Raw genomic sequence first — 19,850 nt, 5'->3', positions numbered from 1 at the left:
AAAGCGGTTCCGTGGCGAGTTTATAAATCCTTTTTAGATGTTCATATTTTATGCCGGTTTGCACATTAAATATGCAATCAGGTGCGATGAGTTTGTAAATGCTGGTTACATGTGTGGTTTTTTTGTTTTCATAACAGATTCATTCGCAGCTGGTATGCTAGTAATAATTAAATCAGTATATTAGTAAATCTCATAACCTGAGTTCAGGTTTATAAAAATAACAAGGAATCAAGTGTGCTTATTTTATTTACCATTACCTCGATCCTCTTACTTATTGCCAGCGTGCTGCCACTTTCCTATAGTCAGCATTATATGGTTAGAGGTGGTGACTTTATTCGGCTGCAAGTATGCTACGGCGCGATTTTTAACTTATTGATAATTATTAGCTATGCCGTTTTTGTAACGAGTTCACAGCCACTTATAGCGCTGATAGTTGTGAATCTATTAGTGCTTATACTGCAAGGTTATTGGATTTATCCCTATTGTTGGTTTGCTCGCCATGAAGTAAAAAACAGCGACCCTCAAGCGGCTCACAGTGTGCGTATTATGAGTGCTAATGTGTTGATGTCGAATCATCAAAGTGAAGCATTGATAACCTTGGTGAAGCAACATCAGCCTGATTTATTGATCACACTAGAAAGTGATCTCTGGTGGCAAAACCAGCTCGCAGCGCTACATAACGACTACCCGTACCGTATTGCATGCCCGAAAGATAACCGCTACGGCATGCATGTGTTCAGCAAGTATAAAATTATCCAATATCAGGTGTGTGAACTTGTTTCAGATGATATTCCTTCGATTCATATGTTGTTTGAAAACGATGATGGCTTGCAGATGCAAGGCCACTTTATTCACCCAGAGCCGCCAAGCCCAACTGAAAAAGATAGCTCGCGAGAGCGTGATAGCGAATTAATTATTGTTGCTAAAGCGGTTAAAGACCCGATTAGGCCTGTCATTGTGGCAGGGGATTTAAATGATGTTGCATGGTCGCGCAGCACTCAGTTGTTTATGAAACTCAGCGGTTTTTTAGATCCACGTAAAGGCAGGGGCTTTTTTAATACTTTTCATGCGGGTTACTTTTTTATGCGCTGGCCATTGGATCATTTATTCCACAGTTCAGGCTTTACCGTTAAGCGTATCAAACGCTTAGCTAAATATGGTTCTGATCATTTTGCTTTATTAACGGAGCTTGTTTATGAAGATGCACAGCAGCAATCACTGACCGAAAAAGATGAAGATACCGATGAAATTGCGCAGGATTTAAAAATTAATGGTGTTAATAAACGTCAAGTGCCAACATTTAAAAGTAGCAAGGGCCTCTAACGGCCCTTGTGTTTATTTGCAATCTTAGGTGTTGATCATAATGGTTTTAATATTCACGAATTCACGAATACCAAAGCCGCCATGCTCCCGACCATAACCACTGTCTTTAACCCCGCCAAATGGTAGGTTTGGTTGAGCGAGGCCATACCTGTTGATGTTAACCATACCGGTATCAAAGTGTTTTTTCGCAAGTTCAATGGCTTTCTTCTCATCTTTAGAGAATATACCGCCACCTAAACCATAGCGGGAGTCGTTAGCAATACGCATTGCATCTTCGTTATCTTTAGCTTTGATAAGTGAAGCTACAGGACCAAATAACTCATCATCGTAGGCGGGCATACCCGGCGATAAATTCTCAATTAAGGTGGCTGGATAGTAAAAACCTGTTTGCTTAGGAATTTCGCCGCCTACAACTACTTTAGCGCCAGCCTTAACCGACTCTTGTACTTGGTCATGAATTTTGTCTCTTAAATCTTCACGTGCCATTGGCCCAAGATCTGTATCTTCGTCCATAGGATCGCCAAGTTTAAGCGCCTTAAATTGCTCAACAATACCCGCTTTAAACTCGTCATATAGAGCATCAACGACTACGAAACGCTTTGCTGATACACATGTTTGACCGTTATTGATCATACGACCTTGCACGCAGGTTTTAATTGCCAGTGCTAAATCGGCATCGTCTAGCACTAAGTAGGCGTCGTTACTACCAAGTTCTAAAACGGTTTTTTTCACTTGCTTACCTGCCTGCTCAGCCACTTTTTTACCTGTACCGTCACTGCCGGTAAAGGTCACACCACGAATTGCTCGGTGGCTGATCAGCTCACTGGCTGTTTTGCCATCAATCAGTAAGTTTTTAAATACATGATTAGGGAAACCTGCATCCGCAAACATCTGCTCTATTTTCTCAGCCATTCCAAACACATTACCAGCGTGTTTGAGCACCGCTGTATTACCCGCCATAATATTTGTCACGGCGTAGCGTACTACTTGGTAAAGTGGAAAGTTCCAAGGTTGTATGCCAAGTAAAACGCCAGTCGGTTGATAAGTAATGATAGCGTGGCCATTTTCCATTGAGCGCTCTTCATCAGCTAGCTGAGTTTGGCCGTGTTCGGCACTGTAGCGGCAAATTGCTGCGCAAAGCTCAACTTCTTGTAATCCTTGCGCATAAAGTTTACCCATCTCTTGGGTCATCAGTGTTGCTAGTGACTCTTTTTGCTGCTCAAATACATGGGCTAATTGGTTTAAGTGCTTAGCGCGCTCGGTCAATGAGGTGTGGCGCCATTGTAAAAATGCTTGGTGGCTTTTATCTATCTCATTTTTTGCTTGCTCTAGGTTGAGCAGAGTATAGTCTGCAATAGTTTGCTCAGTCGCAGGATTAATGGTGCTTACTGTGTTAGTCATCTTTATCTCCTTACAAATTATATTAAGTAAGCAGTGTGCAAAGCTAACACCAACTCTGCGCCAAATTATTTAACTGTTTTAAGTTATTGCTATAAAACAATTTTTGTTTTTTGAAAACATTTTTATTACTCAGCTATTATTTTTGTATCGGTAAAAAGTTCAGATGGCTGAAAAAGTTACAAGGAGAAAGTTATGGTGTTATCTTTATTTAATACTCAACGATCGCTCATTCAGGCGCCAATGGCGGGGGTGCAAGACTTTCGTTTAGCGGCGGCAGTGAGTAACGCCGGTGGCTTAGGGTCATTACCTTGTGCCATGCTCTCTAAAGAGCAGTTGTTGAGTGAGCTCAGCAGCTTGACTAAAGCCACTGAAAAGCCCTACAACCTCAACTTTTTTTGCCATACACCGGCCAGCTATACGCAACTGCAAAAACAGCAGTGGCACCAATTGCTTGCGCCTTACTTTGATGAACTGAATATTGACGACACAACGTTAGGGATGGCGGCTTCCCGTCAGCCAATTGATGCAGACACTGTCGCACTTATTGCGCCCTTCAAACCACCTGTTGTCAGTTTTCATTTTGGCTTACCAGCTAGTGATATTATGCAGCAAATTAAAAGCTGGGGTGGCAAAGTGATTTCTACGGCGACCACTGTTGATGAAGCTAAGTGGCTAGAAGCGAATGGGGCCGATGCCGTTATAGCACAAGGTTTAGAAGCCGGCGGCCATAGAGGGCACTTTTTATCAATGGACTTAAGTTTACAGCAGCCAACGGCGGTATTGGTTGAGCAATGTGTGCGGGAGCTAAATATTGCTGTAATCGCTGCAGGCGGCATTGCAACTGTTGATGATGTAAAACAAATGTACTCACTGGGCGCTGCTTTAGTCCAAGTAGGTAGCGCGTATTTGTTGTGCCAAGAAGCAACAACGTCAGCGCTGCACCGCGACGCTATTTTACAGCAGTCAACGAATAGCACGGCACTGACAACGATTTTTTCTGGGCGCGCAGCTCGTGGAATTGAAAACCGTATTATGCGCGAACTTGGCACTATGCCAGAGCAAGCCCCAGCCTTTCCATTTGCCAGTATTGCACTTAGTGCATTGCGAGCTAAATCAGAAGCGCAAGGTAAAAGTGATTTCTCGCCGTTATGGTGCGGGGAAAAATATATTGTAAGAGATAGTTTTAGCGCCGCAGAGATCACTAAACAGTTGACCGAAAATGCGTGATATTAAAATACTGGCGCTCGGTGATAGCTATCAAAATATAGCGCAGTCGATATTATTAAAATGTAACCATCAGTTTGCTGTAAAAACATTTTCTCGTGGTGAAGTACTATTACCACAAGGGCAAAAGCAGCAATATGGCTATTTAATATTAGAAGGGGTATTAGCTGCATTACACACTTCAGCAGAGGGCGGGCAAAAATGCAAAGAGTTTTATTTTCAAGGTGAGTTTGCGCTTTTATACGGTAACTGGCTAACAGATTCTCAAGCGCTTTATCAGATACAAGTGGTTAAGACCGCGCAGTTAATCGCAGTGCCGTTAGCTATCTTGGAACAACCTGATTGGCAGCAACTCAAACAGCAATTAATAACTCAGCAATTAGTATTTAAAGAAGCAAAGGAAGCTTTTTTATTACTAAATACTCCGGAGCAGCGCTATCGCTATTTGTTAGCGCAAAAACCACATTGGCTGGCACAATTAACCTTAACAGAAGTTGCAATGTATATCGGTGTTTCAGCCATTTCTTTATCACGAATTCGCCAGCGTCTTAACTTAAGTTAAGGCGCTCTAGGGGTTAGTTAAATTAGACTGCTGTTTTTTTCAGGAGTCGTTATGTTTTTAGTTTCACAATGTCTAGTTGCTATCGCTACTTTATTAGACTTGGCGTCGTTTCAATTTAAATCACGAAAATTAATATTACTGTGTTTATTCAGTTCTGTGTTATTAACTGCTGCGCATTTTTTCTTGCTAGAGAAAATAAGTGCTAGTTTGTTAATGTTAATTGCCGCAGTACGCTATTTTTATTGTATTTTTAACCGTAGTCAGTGGGCTATGCTGGGCTTTATGTTGCTAAGTACTGTGGCTGTTGCATTAAGTTGGCAGGATTGGCTAAGCGGCTTGGCATTGCTTGCAACATTAATACAAACGTTTGCTTCTTTTCAACCGCGAGATGTTCTGTTGCGACTGTTCATGGTGCTCGGCACTACAGTGTGGATAAGCCACAATATACTGGTGGGGTCACCGATGGCAGTGTTGATGGAATGTTTGTTTTTGCTCAGTAATCTGGTTGGGTTATTACGCTTTTATTTATGGACTGAAGAAGCTAAGGCACTAGATTAGCTTCTTTACAGCGCTGTTAGCTGTTAACACTAAAGTTGTTTCGCTATTTCTTTTAATAAATAAGTCTCGCGAATAATCGACAAGCCTTGCTTATCACTGTTTGCCAACGTCCGCTCATTATGAGCAATTGCATCAAATATATTGACCCACTTTGCAGTCATGCCATTTTGTTGCTCATAGTGTTCTAGTTGCGCTTGGCCTAACTCTTCATCAATGCTGCAATAATAGCAGTAAGATTTTATACGGATCACAGCAAAATCATCTTTATACCAAGGGCGGTATTCTTCATAGAGGCCAAACTCGCGAAGTATTTTTATATTCTGGGCGCCAGTTTCTTCTTGTAGTTCGCGAATAAGCCCTTGTTCGATGCTTTCACCGTCATCGATCCCACCTCCTGGCAGGCTGTAATCTTCATAGCGGGCAGTATACATAAGTAAAATTTTATCACCCTTTAGAGTTATAGCGCGTCCTGTTAGGCGCTTAAACTGGCGAGGGTCTTTGGCATTAACACTAGGATGAATTGCTGTTTTAAGTAATCGCATAGCTTTCCTAACTATAAATATTTTAAAGAATTATATCGCAAAAGTGATCAATAATTTTTTTTGCTACGTAAGCTGTCGGTTAAGAATAAATCCTGTAGTATAAAAGGATTAATGTGTTAGGCTCAATAATGATAAAAGCATAGGGATTTTTTCATGTTAAACATACTTTTAGTTGATGATGATAATGAGTTTAGTGAGGTTGTTTGTCATATAGTTGAGTTTTTAGGGCATAACATCAATACTGCGGCAAATTTGGCCGAAGCAGAGCAGTGGTTTGTTAATAATCATTTTGACCACGTTTTCCTTGATTTTATGTTGCCAGACGGCAGCGGTTTGCATTTAGTTGAGCATCTTAAAAGCATTGGTCAAAAGCCTAAAATAACCCTTATTTCTGGCCACCCTTCAGTAAAAGGTAAATTAGCTGAAATGTGTGAGCCAAATGTCGGCCATTTGGTTAAACCTTTACAACGCGAAGATATTGAACGTGTTTTAAACCCAAAAAAAGCGCCTGCTAAGAAAAAAACAACACCGAGTATTAAAAAACATTTTGGTACCTTAATAGGCGAATCAGCGCCAATGCAGCAGCTCTATACCATGATTGAACGCGTTGCAAATACCAGTGCTAACGTGATGTTAATGGGTGAAAGTGGTGCTGGTAAAGAAGTGGTGGCGCAGGCGATTCATAATGCCAGCGCGTGCAGTGGCCCATTAGTGGCAACTAACTGTGGCGCACTGTCAAAAGAGCTGATCGGTAGTGAGTTGTTCGGCCATGAAAAAGGCGCATTTACAGGCGCTATTGCACGAAAAGACGGTGTCTTTGAGCAAGCAACTGGCGGCACGTTATTTTTAGATGAAGTAACTGAAATGCCAATAGATATGCAACCTAATTTACTGCGTGTACTAGAAACTAAAAAGGTTACTCGAGTCGGCGGTAGTAAAGAAAACGCGGTTGATTGTCGAGTCATCTCTGCTACAAACCGTTCGCTGGAAGACCTAGCGCAAAATAACATTATTCGCGAAGACATTTACTTTCGTCTAGCGGTATTTCCGATTGATATTCCGCCACTACGTGAGCGTAAAGAAGACATCAGTTTACTGGCTAACGCATTTTTAGAGCAGTTAAATGACGAAAATAATACCGATTTTCAGTGGCAAGCTAATCAGTTAAAACTGCTTGAAAGTTACGATTGGCCAGGCAATGTGCGAGAGCTTCGCCATGCCATACATCGGGCTTTTATTATGAGCGATCCAAAAGGTAAAACCATTACCTTGCCTGCTAATTTGGAATCACCGTTCTCACGGATAAATAAGCAAACTCAGGTGAATCAAGTGAGTGCCGGGCAAACTATTGAAGAAGTCGAAAAAGAGCTGATCCATGCCACATTAGACAAAGTACAAGGTAATAAAACCCTAGCGGCACAGATGCTGGGAATAAGTACAAAAACGTTGTACAACCGCTTGAATGCATATGGCGGGATTGGCGAATATAGTTAGTTAATTTCGGTAGGAGAAATATGAGTAATAACGAACCGTTAAATAAACTCGTTCACGATGCACGAGCACCGCTTAATCGTATATCAATGAATGCGGAACTAATCAAATTGGTACTTGAAAATGATATGCCAAAAGATAAAGCGTTAGCAGCATTAGATAAAATAATTAGTAATTGCCAACAATGCAGTGACAGTTTGCAAAAAATCGCTGATTCAGATGTGACTCAATAAACAGTTTTTAAGGGAAAATCAATGAAGCTAAAAAAGCAACAAGGTAGAACCAATGTAATGTGGGCTAGCTTTATTGCTATAGTGCTATGTATTGTGGTTGGTAATGCTATTTTGGCTATGAATACTATTCAAAGCCTTACGCAAACTCAGCAACGCTTAGACGACACTGGGATGCTTAATACCGCTATTGAAAAGCTTCACCTTTCTATTGTGCAGGCAGAATCAGGTCAGCGCGGTTTTTTATTGACCGGTGATGAAGCGTATTTAGCACCGTATTACGATGCTGTCTCGCAACTCAATTCACAAGCAAAGCTGGTAAAAGGCTTACGTACTGAGATTGACGGTCAAGCTGATAAAGTCGCTCGTTTATTATTTTTAGTCGATGATAAAGTAGCAATCTTAACTCGAACTGCTGATTTAGCATTGGCTGACAATGAACGCCGTGCATATTACTTATTAGAAACTCATCAAGGGCGTAAGATTTACGAGGAAATTCGCTTACTCGCTGATGAAATTCAGGATGCCGAATCAGCTTTTAAACTTGCGCAATTTAGAAAGCTAGGACAGATCAAAAAAGAGGCCAAAGTCACTTTTGCGATTACCGCTGTGACGAGTGCGCTATTGATTATTGGTATGTTTGTGTTAACCCGAATCAACTTACGTAGTGCAGCAAAGTACCGTGAAGAGCTGGAATATCAAAATGAAACCTTGGCTGCTAAAGTCACCGAGCGTACCCAAGAGCTGACCTTATATTCGGATGAACTGAGTCGCTCTAACCGTGAGCTTGAAGAGTTTGCATTTGTTGCAAGTCATGATTTACAAGAGCCACTGCGCAAAATTCAGGCGTTTAGCGATCGCTTAGAAACGATGTTTAAAGATGAGCTAGGTGAAAAAGGCATCGATTATATTGCACGAATGAAAAACGCAGCGCAACGAATGTCTAATTTAATAAATGACTTATTGCAGTTCTCGCGAGTCACCACTCGCGGCAAAGACTTTGTTGATACCGACTTGCAAAAGGTGCTTGAGGAAATATTAGGTGATCTGGAAATCGCGATAAACGAATCAAATGCGCAAATAAATATTGCAGAAATGCCAGTCATACAAGCGGATCCGAGTCAGATGGAGCAGCTGTTTTTAAACTTAATTTCAAACGCAGTGAAGTTTAGACGCCCAGGTGTAGCGCCGATAGTTAATATTGATTACACACATAAAATTGAATTCAGTGAAGATTATAATACCGATATAGAGTGGCAAATAGTTACGGTGAAAGACAATGGTATTGGTTTTTCACCAGAGTACACGGACAAAATTTTTGTCCCGTTTCAGCGCTTACACGGACGCTCAGAATACAAAGGCACCGGTATTGGTTTATCGGTTTGTCGACGAATTGTAGAGCGTCATGGCGGCACTATAACAGCTCAAAGCGAAGCGGGTGAGGGTGCAACCTTCATCATAAAACTACCTGTGGAAAGTGAACTTTTCACACTGCAAGGAGAGGCTTAAATGCCGTTCACTAAAGTAAAGCCAATCACCATTTTAATGGCTGATGATGACGAAGATGATCGTTTGTTAACCCAAGATGCTCTAGCCGAAAGTCGAGTATTAAACGAGTTACATTTTGTTGAAGATGGTGTTGAGTTGTTAGAGTACCTTGAACGTAAAGGTAAGTTTGAAAACAGAGATTCATCACCGCGACCTAGTTTGATTTTATTAGATTTAAATATGCCGCGCATGGATGGTCGAGAGGCACTGCAAGCAATCAAATCAAACCCGAACTTAAAAGGTATTCCTGTTGTGATTTTAACCACCTCAAAGCAAGAGGAAGATATGGTTAAAGGTTATGACTTGGGCGCTGCCTCTTATATCACTAAACCGGTGACTTTTGATGGCCTAGTTGATTTGATGAAAACACTGGGTAAATACTGGGTTGAGTTTGTTGAATTACCGAGCACCTACAACGATTAGAAAATAGTAATAAAACTGGAGACACTATGTTAGATAAGGCAACTAAGCTGCTACTTGTTGAAGATGATGAAGACGATTACATTCTTACCTGTGATTATCTTGAACAGCTTAGTTCCCATACATTTGATATACAGTGGGTCAGTGAGCCCAAGCAGGCAGTGCAACTATTAAGTCAAAACTTGCATGATATCTGCCTGCTTGATTACCGGTTAGGTGCATCGGATGGCCTTGCGGTATTAAAGCAAGCGGTCGAAAATGGCTTCACCGGACCAATTATTATGCTTACCGGGCAGTCAGATGATGAACTCGACTCGGCGGCATTGGACGCTGGCGCAGTTGATTACCTAGTTAAAAACGAAATGAGCAGTAGCCGTTTTGCGCGCTCAATTCGTTATGCATTAGCACGGCGAGACATAGAAGATGAGCGTATTGAGCGCTTAAAAGCGGAAGCCGAAAATCGTTCTAAAGACCGCTTTTTAGCCCATTTGAGTCATGAGTTGCGCACGCCTTTATCTTCCATTCTAGGCTATACCGAACTACTCATGCACAGTGACTTTAATGAGCATGCCAATACTGAGCTCGGGGTTATTTACCGTAACGGTAAACACTTATTAAGCTTGTTGAATGATGTGCTTGACCTCTCGAAAATAGCCGCTGATAAATTAGAGCTTAGTTGCAGTGATGTAAATCTTGATAGCCTGATGGCCGATGTGTTTACCCTGATGCGAGTGTCTGCGCTTGATAAAGGCCTATCATTGCGCTTTGAGTCATTACAACCCTTGCCGTTAGTAGTGAGCATTGACGCGACGCGGTTTCGCCAAATTCTAATTAATATAATTAACAACGCGATTAAATTTACCGAGCAAGGCGAGATCATCATTAGCGCTTGGACAAAAGTCGTTGATGGCACAGAGATGCTGTTTTTGAGTATTAAAGACTCAGGGATGGGTATTGCTTCTGAAAAACAAGCGCTGATATTTAAGCCGTTTGAACAAATAGCTGATGTTGAATCGCGCTCTGTTGGAGGTGCAGGTTTAGGGCTGGCGATTTGTTCAGAGTTATTGAGCCGCATGCAAGGCGGTATTTCCTTAGAATCTGAAATAGGCAAGGGCTCTGAGTTTACTATTTCCTTGTATCCGGGCAATATTCAAGCTGTAGAAAGGCACTTATTAAAGCTTGATTTAACCCCTAATATGCAGCAAAAAACGGCACCGTGTAAGGTTAGCGGCCGAGTGTTAGTGGTTGACGATTTACGTGATTTACGAATACTCGTAGGGCATATGATCTCCTCTGCGGGGGCAAAAGTTGATTATGCCGAGCATGGTAAACAAGCGCTTGATAAAGTCGCTAAAGCGCAGCAGCAAGGCAATCCATACGATATTGTTTATTTAGATATTCATATGCCAGTGATGGGGGGTAAAGAAACTGCGATTGAACTGAGAAAAGCGGGATTTGCCGGCGCCATTATTGCGCTCACAGCCGCAACCATGAAGGGCATTCATAGCGAACTTACGGCACTTGGTTTTAATGATGTGATCGGGAAACCTGTTGATGCTAGTCTACTGTATTTGTGCTTACAAACGTACTTAACTGATAACAGCCAAAATAGTACTGAGGCTTTGCCACCTGTAGATGTTGTACAGAGTAAAATGCGTTTTTTACTGGTTGAAGATGATGCCGATGCGGCGCAAATTACCCAATTATTACTTGAAAGCTTGGGGGTACAAACCAGTATTGCTACCAGCTATGAGCACTGTGTTGCTACCTTAAAAGGGGATAGCAACTTTGATAAGGTTTTGTTAGATATGCATTTACCTGATGGTAGTGGTTTAGAATTAGCGGGCTATATTAAGCAGCATTACCCTCATTTATCACGTGTTATTGTCAGTGGTATGCAGCCTGAGCCGTTGCAACTAGAGCAACTGAATATTGAACATGTTTTATTAAAACCAATAAATCTTGCTTTGCTAACCCAACTTATTGAGGGTTAGCAAGTACTGATTGGCGAATGATTAATTCCGGTTCAAATAACGTTTGTAATGGCGGTGTGTTTTTTTGATAAACGTTACTCAAAACCCAATCCGCAGCCATGCGACCCATTTCATTTATGGGGTAATTTATGGTACTCAGTGGGGGGTAAACATGGCGGGTAAAAAACACATTATCATAACCCATAATCGATAATTGTTCGGGTAATTTAAGCTTACATTCTCTTGCTGTTGCCATCGCGCCGGTGGCCATTTCATCATTGGCGCAGATCAGAGCCGTGAATGTTGTTTCGCTGTTATGGAGATGCTTAAAGCCCGCTGCGCCGCTGTCTTCCATAAAGTCACCTTGATACAGTAATTGTTCATTAAAGCTCAAGTTATACTCTGCAAGGGCTTGCTTATGGCCGGTTAAGCGATCTTGGGCATCTTTTTTCCACAGTGGACCACTGATATAAGCAATATCGGTATGACCTTGTTCTAAGACGTGTTTAGCGGCTAAGTAGCCCCCTTTGACATTGTCTAAAATAATACAGCGTGATGATAATTCTGCAATATAGCGGTTGATCAGTACAAAAGGGGTTTTTCCTTTACTTAGCGCTATTAAGTAGTCATCACTAATAGCCTCAACATGTAAAATCAAACCATCACAATTACGGCTAATTAAAAATTCGATAGCTTGTTGCTCTCGTTCTTCATTACTGTGGCCCGCGGCGATGATCACATGCTTGCCTTGCTTGCGAAAAGCGGTTTCGATACCACTCATCATAGGGCCATAAAAAGGGCCGTGCAGCTCGGAAACAAGTAACCCTACGCTATTTGAGCAATTTGATGCTAACGATTGGGCTATAGAATTTGGCCTATAGCCAAGCTCAGTCATTGCGCGAGTTACTTTTTCACGAGTTGCATCGCTGACATTAGCATTGTTATTCATCACTCTTGAGACGGTTGCTAACGATACGCCTGCAAGTTTTGACACCTCATAAATGGTGGCCATGCAATTCCTTGTTAAATACGACTTTTAACTGCGAGCTCAGCTGTTATTTGCTGAACAGTTTGATTATCAAGAATATACCTTTTCATAATTAATGCGACAAGTATGCTGCCAATTGCTGGAAATAAGGTAAATGAAATTAAAATACCATCGCGAGTTGGCTCGCTTAACGCGGTATTTGCTTGGTAGCCATAATAAGCCAATAACCAGCCCGCGATAGCGCCACCTAAAGCAAGGCCTAGTTTAATGAAAAATACCACGCTGGCATATACTAGACCTGTTAAACGGTGACCATTTTGCCACTGTCCATAATCAATGGTGTCGGCCATTTTTGCCCATAATAATGGGGTCGCCATTTGTGTAACAAAGCACCACAAAAAGTAAATAGCAAAAGCCCATATAAGTTGTTCGCCGGGTAGCCAAAAAGCAACGCAACTTATAATAGCGGATAAGTATTGTAAGTAAATATAGGCGGTTTTTTTGTCAACGCGCTTACTCAAAGGTTGCGCACAGGCACAGCCTAGAATATTGCCGATCATACCGATGGTTACAAATGCGGTGACCAGCTCACCCTCACCAAGCACATACTTTACATAGTAAATTGCTAAAGTGGTACGTAAAACCATACTGGTTAATAGCATCAAAGAAGCCGCACAGAGTACTTTAAATGGGCCATTTTGCCAGAGCGTATTCATTTGTTGTTTGAGGTTTAGTTGCTTATTTTGTTGAGCGGTTACACGCTCTTTGGTAAAGCGAAAGCAGATCAAAAACAACGCCACACCTAAGCAACTCATGATCACCATTGTAAGCTGATAGCCCAGTGCATTATCGCCTTTACCAAGCCAGTTAACTAACGGCATAGTGCAACTACTGATAATTAATCCACCCAACATACCAAATACAAAGCGATAAGATTGGATTGATACCCGCTCAGTGGGATCTTTACTAAGCACACCACCTAGCGCTGAATAAGGAATATTAATCGCGGTATAGACCAGCATTAATAGCGTATACGTTACAAATGCGTAGATCACTTTACCGGTGTCGCTGAGATCTGGCGTGGTGAAGGTAATAATACTGATCACCCCAAATGGTAATGCTAACCATAATAGATAGGGTCGGTAACTGCCGTATTTAGTCCGAGTGGAGTCGGTCAGCGAGCCCATGAGTGGATCGGTGACCGCATCAATGACACGCACCACTAAGAACAGAGTGCCGACGATTGCAGGCGATATACCAAAAATATCAGTATAGAAAAAAGTCAAAAATAGCATTACGGTTTGAAAAATGATGTTACTGGCAGTATCACCTAAGCCATAGGCTATTTTTTCTTTTTTAGTTAGCATAATTGGCACTCAATATTATTATTATTTTTTACGTTGTTGCAGTAAGTTGCGATATTGTTTAGCGCTTTCTTTAAGTATCCGTTGTTGATTTGAATAGTCAATATAAACCAGTCCAAAGCGTTTTTCATAGCCGTATGCCCACTCAAAGTTGTCCATTAAGCTCCATGCAAAATACCCTTGAACATCAACACCTTGTTGTATAGCATCATGAACAGCATTAAGATGCGTATGATAGTAGCTAACTCTTTCGAGGTCTGCTACTTGTCCTTCTTGTAAGTGGTCAGCCATAGCCGCGCCATTTTCGGTCACATACACTTTAGGTAATTGGTATTGCTCATTTAATGACACTAATAACTCTGTTAAACCTTGTGGATATACTTCCCAGCCCATATCAGTCACTGGCACATTTTCAATATTCGCTTCGGCAAACCAGTTATCTTCGGTGCTTTGGTAGTGGATCCGGGTATAGTAATTAACACCAATAAAATCAATTTTTTGACTAATAATTGCCATGTCACCGGGGGCGATTATTGGTTTTACATTCTCATTTAGTTGCTTAACTAAGTCTGGGTATTGCCCTTCTAATACGGCTTTGATGTACCACTGATTATGGTATTGATCAGCAATCTTTGCAGCGGTTTCATCGGCTGCGGTAAGCGGGTAGCTGGGGCTAAAGTTAAGCACAATCCCGGCTTCAGTATTGGGGCAGTTTTTCCGCAATACTTGCATCGCAAGACCATGGGCTAAAAGCAAATGGTGGGCAGCTTGACGACCAGCTTGTTGACTTTTTATCCCTGGCGCATGAACTCCTATTTCGTACCCTAAGTAAGCGCTGCAAAAGGGTTCGTTTAAGGTGGCGTACGAATCCACTAATCCTGCCAATTCTTTACTTACTACATCTGCATAGGCTGCAAAAGTATAAGCGGTGTCGCGATTTTGCCAACCACCTTGATCTTCCAAATGTTGTGGTAGATCCCAGTGATAAAGGGTGACATAGGTTTTAATATTACGTGCTTTTAACGCTATTAATAAATCACGATAAAATCCTATGCCTTGTTTATTCACTGTGCCATCTTGATGCAATACGCGCGGCCATGAAATTGATAGCCGATATGCGTCCACAGCTAAGTTGGCGATCATTTCAATATCTTGTTGCCATAAATTGACATGATCACAGGCAATATCGCCATGGCTATTATCAGCAATTGCCTCAGGTTGTGTGCAAAAGGTATCCCAAATACAAGGGAGACGGGTGTCACGTGCCCCTTCAATTTGAAACGAAGCAGTTGCTACGCCAAATACAAATTGCGGCGTTAGCATGGGGGAATTAGATGGCAGTGATATAGTTTTAAATTCGCTCAAGGTGCACCTTTTAACTTTCAGTAGTAGCAATCGCTTTATATTTATTTTGTAGACAGCATAGCCGCTCAATGTAAGCGCTTACAAGTTTTTTGTAAATAAATTGCTAAATTCGATTTATATGTTATAAATGTAAGCGCTTACATTTTATGTTGCAACTATTATTTGCTTTTATAATTTCAATAAAAAAGCACTACTGTAGTTGTAATAAACTGATAATTAAAAACAATTAGAGATTTAATATGGCAAATGTCACACACACTTTGGCAGAGAACGAACAGAGCCAGCAACCTATGAGCAAGCAAACGTTTGCTTTAACCTCGTTGACCACACTGTTTTTTATGTGGGGATTTATTACCTGCTTAAATGATATTTTGATCCCGTATTTAAAAGGTATGTTCTCGCTTAATTACACGCAGGCTATGCTAATTCAATTTTGCTTTTTTGGTGCCTACTTTGTGATGTCTATCCCTGCGGGCAAGCTGGTGAGTAAAATAGGTTATCAGTTTGGTATTGTGGTCGGGCTTATCGTTGCCGCTATTGGTTGTGCTTTGTTTTATCCTGCAGCAGTAGCGCATGTTTATGAACTGTTTTTACTGGCGTTGTTTGTATTAGCGTCGGGTATTACTATTTTACAAGTATCAGCAAATCCGTATGTTAGTGTACTTGGCTCAGCTAAAACAGCTTCATCACGCTTAACCATGACCCAAGCGTTCAATTCACTAGGTACTACCATAGCGCCTATTTTTGGTGGTTGGTTAATTTTAACTGAAGTGAGCCAAGCAACTGCAGAGCAAGTTAAATTCCCTTATTTAATGCTTTCAGCCAGTTTATTAGTACTTGCGGTTATCTTCGCATTTTTAAAGCTGCCTAAATTAGGTAAAGCAACGGATTCAGAAGCCGAAAATCAACAGGTTGAAGGGTTTGTGGATTTAGGCAGTGTGTGGCAATACCGTCACTTACTTTTTGGCGCGTTAGGCATCTTTGTTTATGTGGGTGCTGAGGTTGCCATTGGTAGCTTCTTAGTTGGCTTTTTAACGCTTGATCATATAAGCAGTTTAACCGAGCAGCAAGCAGCTCATTATATTAGTTATTACTTTGCCGGCGCGATGATAGGCCGCTTTATTGGCGCAGTGGTAATGCAAAAATTTGATGCCGGAAAAGTGCTAGCTTGTCATGGCTTACTTGCCATTGTACTGATTATTATGGCAATGACGGGGCAAGGTGGATTCGCCATGTGGGCGCTTTTACTGGTTGGTTTGTGTAACTCAATTATGTTCCCAACTATTTTTAGCTTAGCGTTGCAAGGGCTTGGTAAATACACTTCACAAGGCTCTGGTATTCTTTGTTTAGCAATTGTTGGCGGTGCGATCATTCCATTATTACAAGGTGTGCTCGCTGATAATATTGGTGTGCAGTTAGCGCTGTTGTTACCAATAGGTTGTTATTTATATATCACTTACTTTGCGCTGTTTGGCTCAAAAGTATCTTCTACTCGTCATTCATAATTAGGTATAAAACATGATATTAAAAAAACCATTCACACTTACTGCGCTAATGATGGCGGCCATAGCGATGAACGGCTGCTCAGGGCCTGAAAAAATGCAAACGAGTAAAGTAGTTGATAATGAAATTTGGCCAAAAATAGCAACCGGTATTAACGATGATGCCGATATGGAAGCGGCCATTGCTAAATTAATCAATAGCATGACACTTGAGCAAAAAATTGCGCAAATGATCCAACCAGAAATTCGCGATATTACAGTGGAAGATATGCGTAAATATGGCTTTGGTTCTTATCTAAATGGCGGCGGGGCGTTTCCTAATAATAATAAACATGCCACAGCAGCTGATTGGATAGAGCTCGCAGAAAAAATGTATCAAGCATCAGTCGATGATTCCCTTGATGGCATTAATATTCCGACTATGTGGGGAACTGATGCAGTTCATGGTCATAACAATGTAATTGGCGCAACCTTGTTCCCACATAATATAGGTTTAGGTGCGACAAATAACCCTGCATTAATTGAAAAAATAGCCGCAGCAACGGCGCAAGAAGTCATGGTAACAGGCATTGATTGGGTATTTGCACCAACTGTAGCAGTAGTGCGCGACGACCGTTGGGGCCGTACTTACGAAGGGTATTCAGAAGATCCTGAAATTGTGCGTGATTATTCAGCGGCAATCGTAAAAGGTCTGCAAGGTGCGGTTGATAAAGATTTCTTATCTGATAAACGCGTGATCAGTACCGTTAAGCACTTTTTAGGTGATGGTGGTACGCAAGGTGGTGATGACCAAGGCGACAACATCGCATCAGAACAAGAACTTTTTGACATTCATGCACAAGGTTATGTTGGCGGTTTAGGCGCGGGCGCGCAAACGGTTATGGCGTCATTTAATAGTTGGCATGGTGAAAAAATTCATGGCAGCAAATACTTATTGACCGATGTACTGAAAGGCAAAATGGGCTTTGATGGTTTTGTCGTAGGTGACTGGAATGGTCACGGGCAAATCGATGGTTGTACAAATGGTAACTGTGCACAAGCGGCGAACGCTGGTTTAGATGTGTATATGGTGCCAACCGATGCTTGGAAACCTCTTTACGAAAATTTAATTGCTCAAGTAAAAAGTGGCGATATTGCGCAAAGCCGAATTGATGATGCCGTGACTCGTATTTTACGTGTGAAAATGCGTGCAGGTTTATTTGATAAGCCAAGCCCAGCACAGCGCCCGCTATCGGGGAAAACTGAGGTTATTGGCAGTGCAGAACACCGTGCTATTGCAAAACAAGCGGTTCGTGAGTCATTAGTATTACTTAAAAATAAACAACAGCTATTACCTCTTTCACCTAAAGCAAACGTGCTGGTAGCAGGTTTAGGCGCCGACAACATTGGTATGCAATCAGGTGGTTGGAGTATTACATGGCAAGGTACTGGTAACGAAAATAGCGATTTCCCAGGCGGCACCTCTATTTTTGATGGTATTGAACGCACTGTTAAGCAAGCAGGCGGGCAAGTTCAGTATGACTTAAGCGGGCAGTTCAATACTCGTCCAGATGTTGCGATTGTAGTGTTTGGTGAACAACCTTACGCAGAAGGTAATGGCGACCTAGATAACCTTGAATATCAACGTGGTAATAAAACAGATCTCGCCTTATTACGTAAGTTTAAAAAAGCGGGTATTCCGGTTGTATCACTGTTTATTAGTGGCCGCCCAATGTGGGTAAATGCAGAACTGAATGCCAGTGATGCCTTTGTTGCTACTTGGCTGCCAGGTAGTGAAGGAGATGCGATTAGTGACGTGTTATTCGCCAATGTTGATGGTTCTGTAAATCATGACTTTAAAGGCAAATTATCATTCTCATGGCCTAACAATCCAATCGACAATGCAAATCGAGGGGATGCTGATTACTCGCCGTTGTTGCCGTATGGTTTTGGTTTAACCTACACAGATAAAAATACCTTAAGTGATGATTTAACAGAGCAAAGCCAAGTTACACAGCAACTTGAAGACTTAGTGTTATTCGAACGTGCAGTTAAAGCGCCGTGGAGCTTACAGCTGCAAAGTGGTGAGCAACAAAAAACCATGGCAAGCAGCCGAGAGTCAGTTGGTGCTGTGAGTGTTAAAACCTTTGATAAAGACGTGCAAGAAGATGCGCGTGCTATCACTTTTACCGGTGAAGAGCTGGCTGCGGTACGTTTAATGGCTGCATTTCCATCTGACTTACGCTCTTTTGTTGAAAAGCAAGGGCAACTACAGATGCAGATCAAAGTCGACAAAGCAGGCACCAGCCCATTGTGGTTAGGTATGCAATGTGGTGATGATTGCCAAGGTAAATTAGATATTACCGAACAACTAAATAATGATTCACAGTGGCAAACACTGAATATTGATTTAGCGTGTTTTGCTGAGCAAAATGTAAACCTTGGTCAAGTGTTCTCACCATGGCAATTAAGCACCGAAGGTGATTGGCAACTATCAATTGCTAAATTAGCAGTAAGCACTGAACATGCACAGGAATCAGCTATTTTATGTCAATAAAAACTCCTGCAATTATCCTGTTGGCAGGCGCACTTAGCGCCTGCCAACAGGTAGAACAAACAGAACCTGTCACTGCCAGTTTAGGTGAAGGCTGGCAACTCGTTTGGCAAGATGAATTTAATGGCTCACAAATTGACTCACAAAAGTGGCAGCATGAAGTCAATTGTCGTGGTGGCGGAAATGACGAGAAGCAGTGTTATACCGCAAGAGCCCAAAATAGTTTTGTTGAGCAAGGGTTGTTACATTTAGTTGCCATTAAAGAGCAATACACAGGTCCTAAATTTAATCGCGACGATGTTAGTAGCGATGCTGAGCGCTCACTCACCCAAACCCAGCCATTTACTTCTGCACGGTTACGCAGCAAGGGCTTAGGGGATTGGCGATATGGTCGCTTTGAAATACGCGCAAAACTGCCTGCTGGTCAAGGCGCATGGCCTGCGATTTGGATGCTGCCTACCGATTGGGAGTATGGCCGCTGGGCCTCTTCTGGCGAAATCGATATTATGGAAGCGGTAAATCTTAAAGTACCAACTGATGACAAAACAGCGCCAGCGGGCACTTTAGAGAGTCGTGTTCATGGTACCTTGCATTATGGTGCGCCAGCCCCTAAAAATGTATACAGTGGCACAGCGTATACATTTTCTGGGGATCAAAATCCAGCAGATATGTTTCATACTTATGCCCTTGAGTGGCAGCAAGATGAAATGCGCTGGTATGTGGATGATATTCACTTTGCCACCTTTAAAAGTGAGCAATGGCATTCAGCCAGCGAACAAGCGGATGGTACGTTAGTAGAAAATCCCGGCTTTGCGCCATTTGATAA

At 41.9% G+C, this 19,850-nt stretch carries 17 protein-coding genes; 12 read left to right on the top strand and 5 right to left on the bottom strand.

The genetic code is table 11. From position 1 onward, the window contains the following. The first annotated feature begins 234 nt into the window (after positions 1 to 234). Positions 235 to 1,323 carry an endonuclease/exonuclease/phosphatase family protein gene (locus V7783_RS18990; RefSeq protein WP_335680063.1) on the top strand — a complete coding sequence of 363 codons (1,089 nt, stop codon included), beginning with the start codon at positions 235 to 237 and terminating at the stop codon, positions 1,321 to 1,323. Positions 1,324 to 1,347: 24 nt separating this feature from the next. Here the strand turns inward: V7783_RS18990 and V7783_RS18985 are convergent, their stop codons facing one another. Next, positions 1,348 to 2,724, bottom strand: coding sequence for an NAD-dependent succinate-semialdehyde dehydrogenase (locus V7783_RS18985; protein WP_335680062.1), 1,377 nt, complete (start codon positions 2,722 to 2,724; stop codon positions 1,348 to 1,350). Between the two features lie 192 nt (positions 2,725 to 2,916). Between V7783_RS18985 and V7783_RS18980 the strand changes: the two genes are divergently transcribed. Genes V7783_RS18980 through V7783_RS18970 form a run of 3 tightly spaced genes read left to right on the top strand, consistent with a single transcriptional unit; the run spans position 2,917 to position 5,068 of the window. Next, positions 2,917 to 3,951, top strand: a complete 1,035-nt coding sequence (locus V7783_RS18980) for an NAD(P)H-dependent flavin oxidoreductase (protein WP_335680061.1) — start codon at positions 2,917 to 2,919, stop codon at positions 3,949 to 3,951. After that, positions 3,944 to 4,510: a Crp/Fnr family transcriptional regulator gene (locus V7783_RS18975; protein ID WP_335680060.1), complete on the top strand. Its 567-nt coding sequence runs from the start codon at positions 3,944 to 3,946 to the stop codon at positions 4,508 to 4,510. Before V7783_RS18980 ends, V7783_RS18975 begins: the two co-directional genes overlap by 8 nt. Positions 4,511 to 4,561: 51 nt before the next feature. Beyond that, a complete protein-coding gene (locus V7783_RS18970) occupies positions 4,562 to 5,068 on the top strand; it encodes a YgjV family protein (RefSeq protein ID WP_335680059.1) in 507 nt (168 codons plus the stop codon). Between the two features lie 29 nt (positions 5,069 to 5,097). On the opposite strand, the gene V7783_RS18965 is transcribed toward V7783_RS18970, so the two are convergent. Then, entirely contained in the window at positions 5,098 to 5,610 is a 513-nt protein-coding gene (locus V7783_RS18965) for an NUDIX hydrolase (RefSeq protein WP_335680058.1), read from the bottom strand. 153 nt (positions 5,611 to 5,763) lie between these two features. Between V7783_RS18965 and V7783_RS18960 the strand changes: the two genes are divergently transcribed. The 5 genes from V7783_RS18960 to V7783_RS18940 are packed head-to-tail and all read left to right on the top strand — an operon-like array spanning position 5,764 to position 11,293. Beyond that, the gene (locus tag V7783_RS18960) at positions 5,764 to 7,104 is read left to right on the top strand and encodes a sigma-54-dependent transcriptional regulator (RefSeq protein ID WP_335680057.1); all 1,341 of its coding nucleotides are present in this window, start codon (positions 5,764 to 5,766) and stop codon (positions 7,102 to 7,104) included. 20 nt (positions 7,105 to 7,124) lie between these two features. Further along, positions 7,125 to 7,334, top strand: coding sequence for a histidine kinase (locus tag V7783_RS18955; protein WP_335680056.1), 210 nt, complete (start codon positions 7,125 to 7,127; stop codon positions 7,332 to 7,334). 21 nt (positions 7,335 to 7,355) lie between these two features. After that, complete coding sequence (locus V7783_RS18950) at positions 7,356 to 8,840, top strand: sensor histidine kinase (RefSeq protein WP_335680055.1); 1,485 nt, start codon at positions 7,356 to 7,358, stop codon at positions 8,838 to 8,840. Next, positions 8,841 to 9,302 carry a response regulator gene (locus V7783_RS18945; RefSeq protein WP_335680054.1) on the top strand — a complete coding sequence of 154 codons (462 nt, stop codon included), beginning with the start codon at positions 8,841 to 8,843 and terminating at the stop codon, positions 9,300 to 9,302. Between the two features lie 26 nt (positions 9,303 to 9,328). Next, positions 9,329 to 11,293, top strand: coding sequence for a response regulator (locus V7783_RS18940; RefSeq protein ID WP_335680053.1), 1,965 nt, complete (start codon positions 9,329 to 9,331; stop codon positions 11,291 to 11,293). Here the strand turns inward: V7783_RS18940 and V7783_RS18935 are convergent. From V7783_RS18935 to V7783_RS18925, 3 genes are read right to left on the bottom strand one after another with little or no spacing between them, the layout of a single operon-like run. After that, the gene (locus tag V7783_RS18935) at positions 11,280 to 12,284 is read right to left on the bottom strand and encodes a LacI family DNA-binding transcriptional regulator (protein ID WP_335680052.1); all 1,005 of its coding nucleotides are present in this window, start codon (positions 12,282 to 12,284) and stop codon (positions 11,280 to 11,282) included. The genes V7783_RS18940 and V7783_RS18935 overlap by 14 nt on opposite strands. 11 nt (positions 12,285 to 12,295) lie before the next feature. Then, positions 12,296 to 13,627, bottom strand: coding sequence for a glycoside-pentoside-hexuronide (GPH):cation symporter (locus V7783_RS18930; protein WP_335680051.1), 1,332 nt, complete (start codon positions 13,625 to 13,627; stop codon positions 12,296 to 12,298). A gap of 21 nt (positions 13,628 to 13,648) precedes the next feature. Continuing rightward, the gene (locus V7783_RS18925; RefSeq protein WP_335680091.1) at positions 13,649 to 14,947 is read right to left on the bottom strand and encodes a GH1 family beta-glucosidase; all 1,299 of its coding nucleotides are present in this window, start codon (positions 14,945 to 14,947) and stop codon (positions 13,649 to 13,651) included. A gap of 281 nt (positions 14,948 to 15,228) precedes the next feature. Here V7783_RS18925 and V7783_RS18920 point away from each other — a divergent pair, with 281 nt between their 5' ends. The 3 genes from V7783_RS18920 to V7783_RS18910 form a co-directional block, all read left to right on the top strand. Continuing rightward, a complete protein-coding gene (locus V7783_RS18920) occupies positions 15,229 to 16,494 on the top strand; it encodes a sugar MFS transporter (RefSeq protein ID WP_335680050.1) in 1,266 nt (421 codons plus the stop codon). A gap of 13 nt (positions 16,495 to 16,507) precedes the next feature. Then, positions 16,508 to 19,027, top strand: a complete 2,520-nt coding sequence (locus tag V7783_RS18915; protein ID WP_335680049.1) for a glycoside hydrolase family 3 protein — start codon at positions 16,508 to 16,510, stop codon at positions 19,025 to 19,027. Further along, positions 19,018 to 19,850 (top strand): glycoside hydrolase family 16 protein (locus V7783_RS18910; protein ID WP_335680048.1); only part of this gene is annotated, 833 nt, incomplete at its 3' end. The genes V7783_RS18915 and V7783_RS18910, both read left to right, overlap by 10 nt.

It is taken from the genome of Pseudoalteromonas sp. (genome assembly GCF_036960685.1).
Lineage (GTDB): Bacteria > Pseudomonadota > Gammaproteobacteria > Enterobacterales > Alteromonadaceae > Pseudoalteromonas.
The sequence above is the reverse complement of the archived record's forward strand: the minus strand, read 5'-3'. Positions and strand labels throughout refer to the sequence as shown.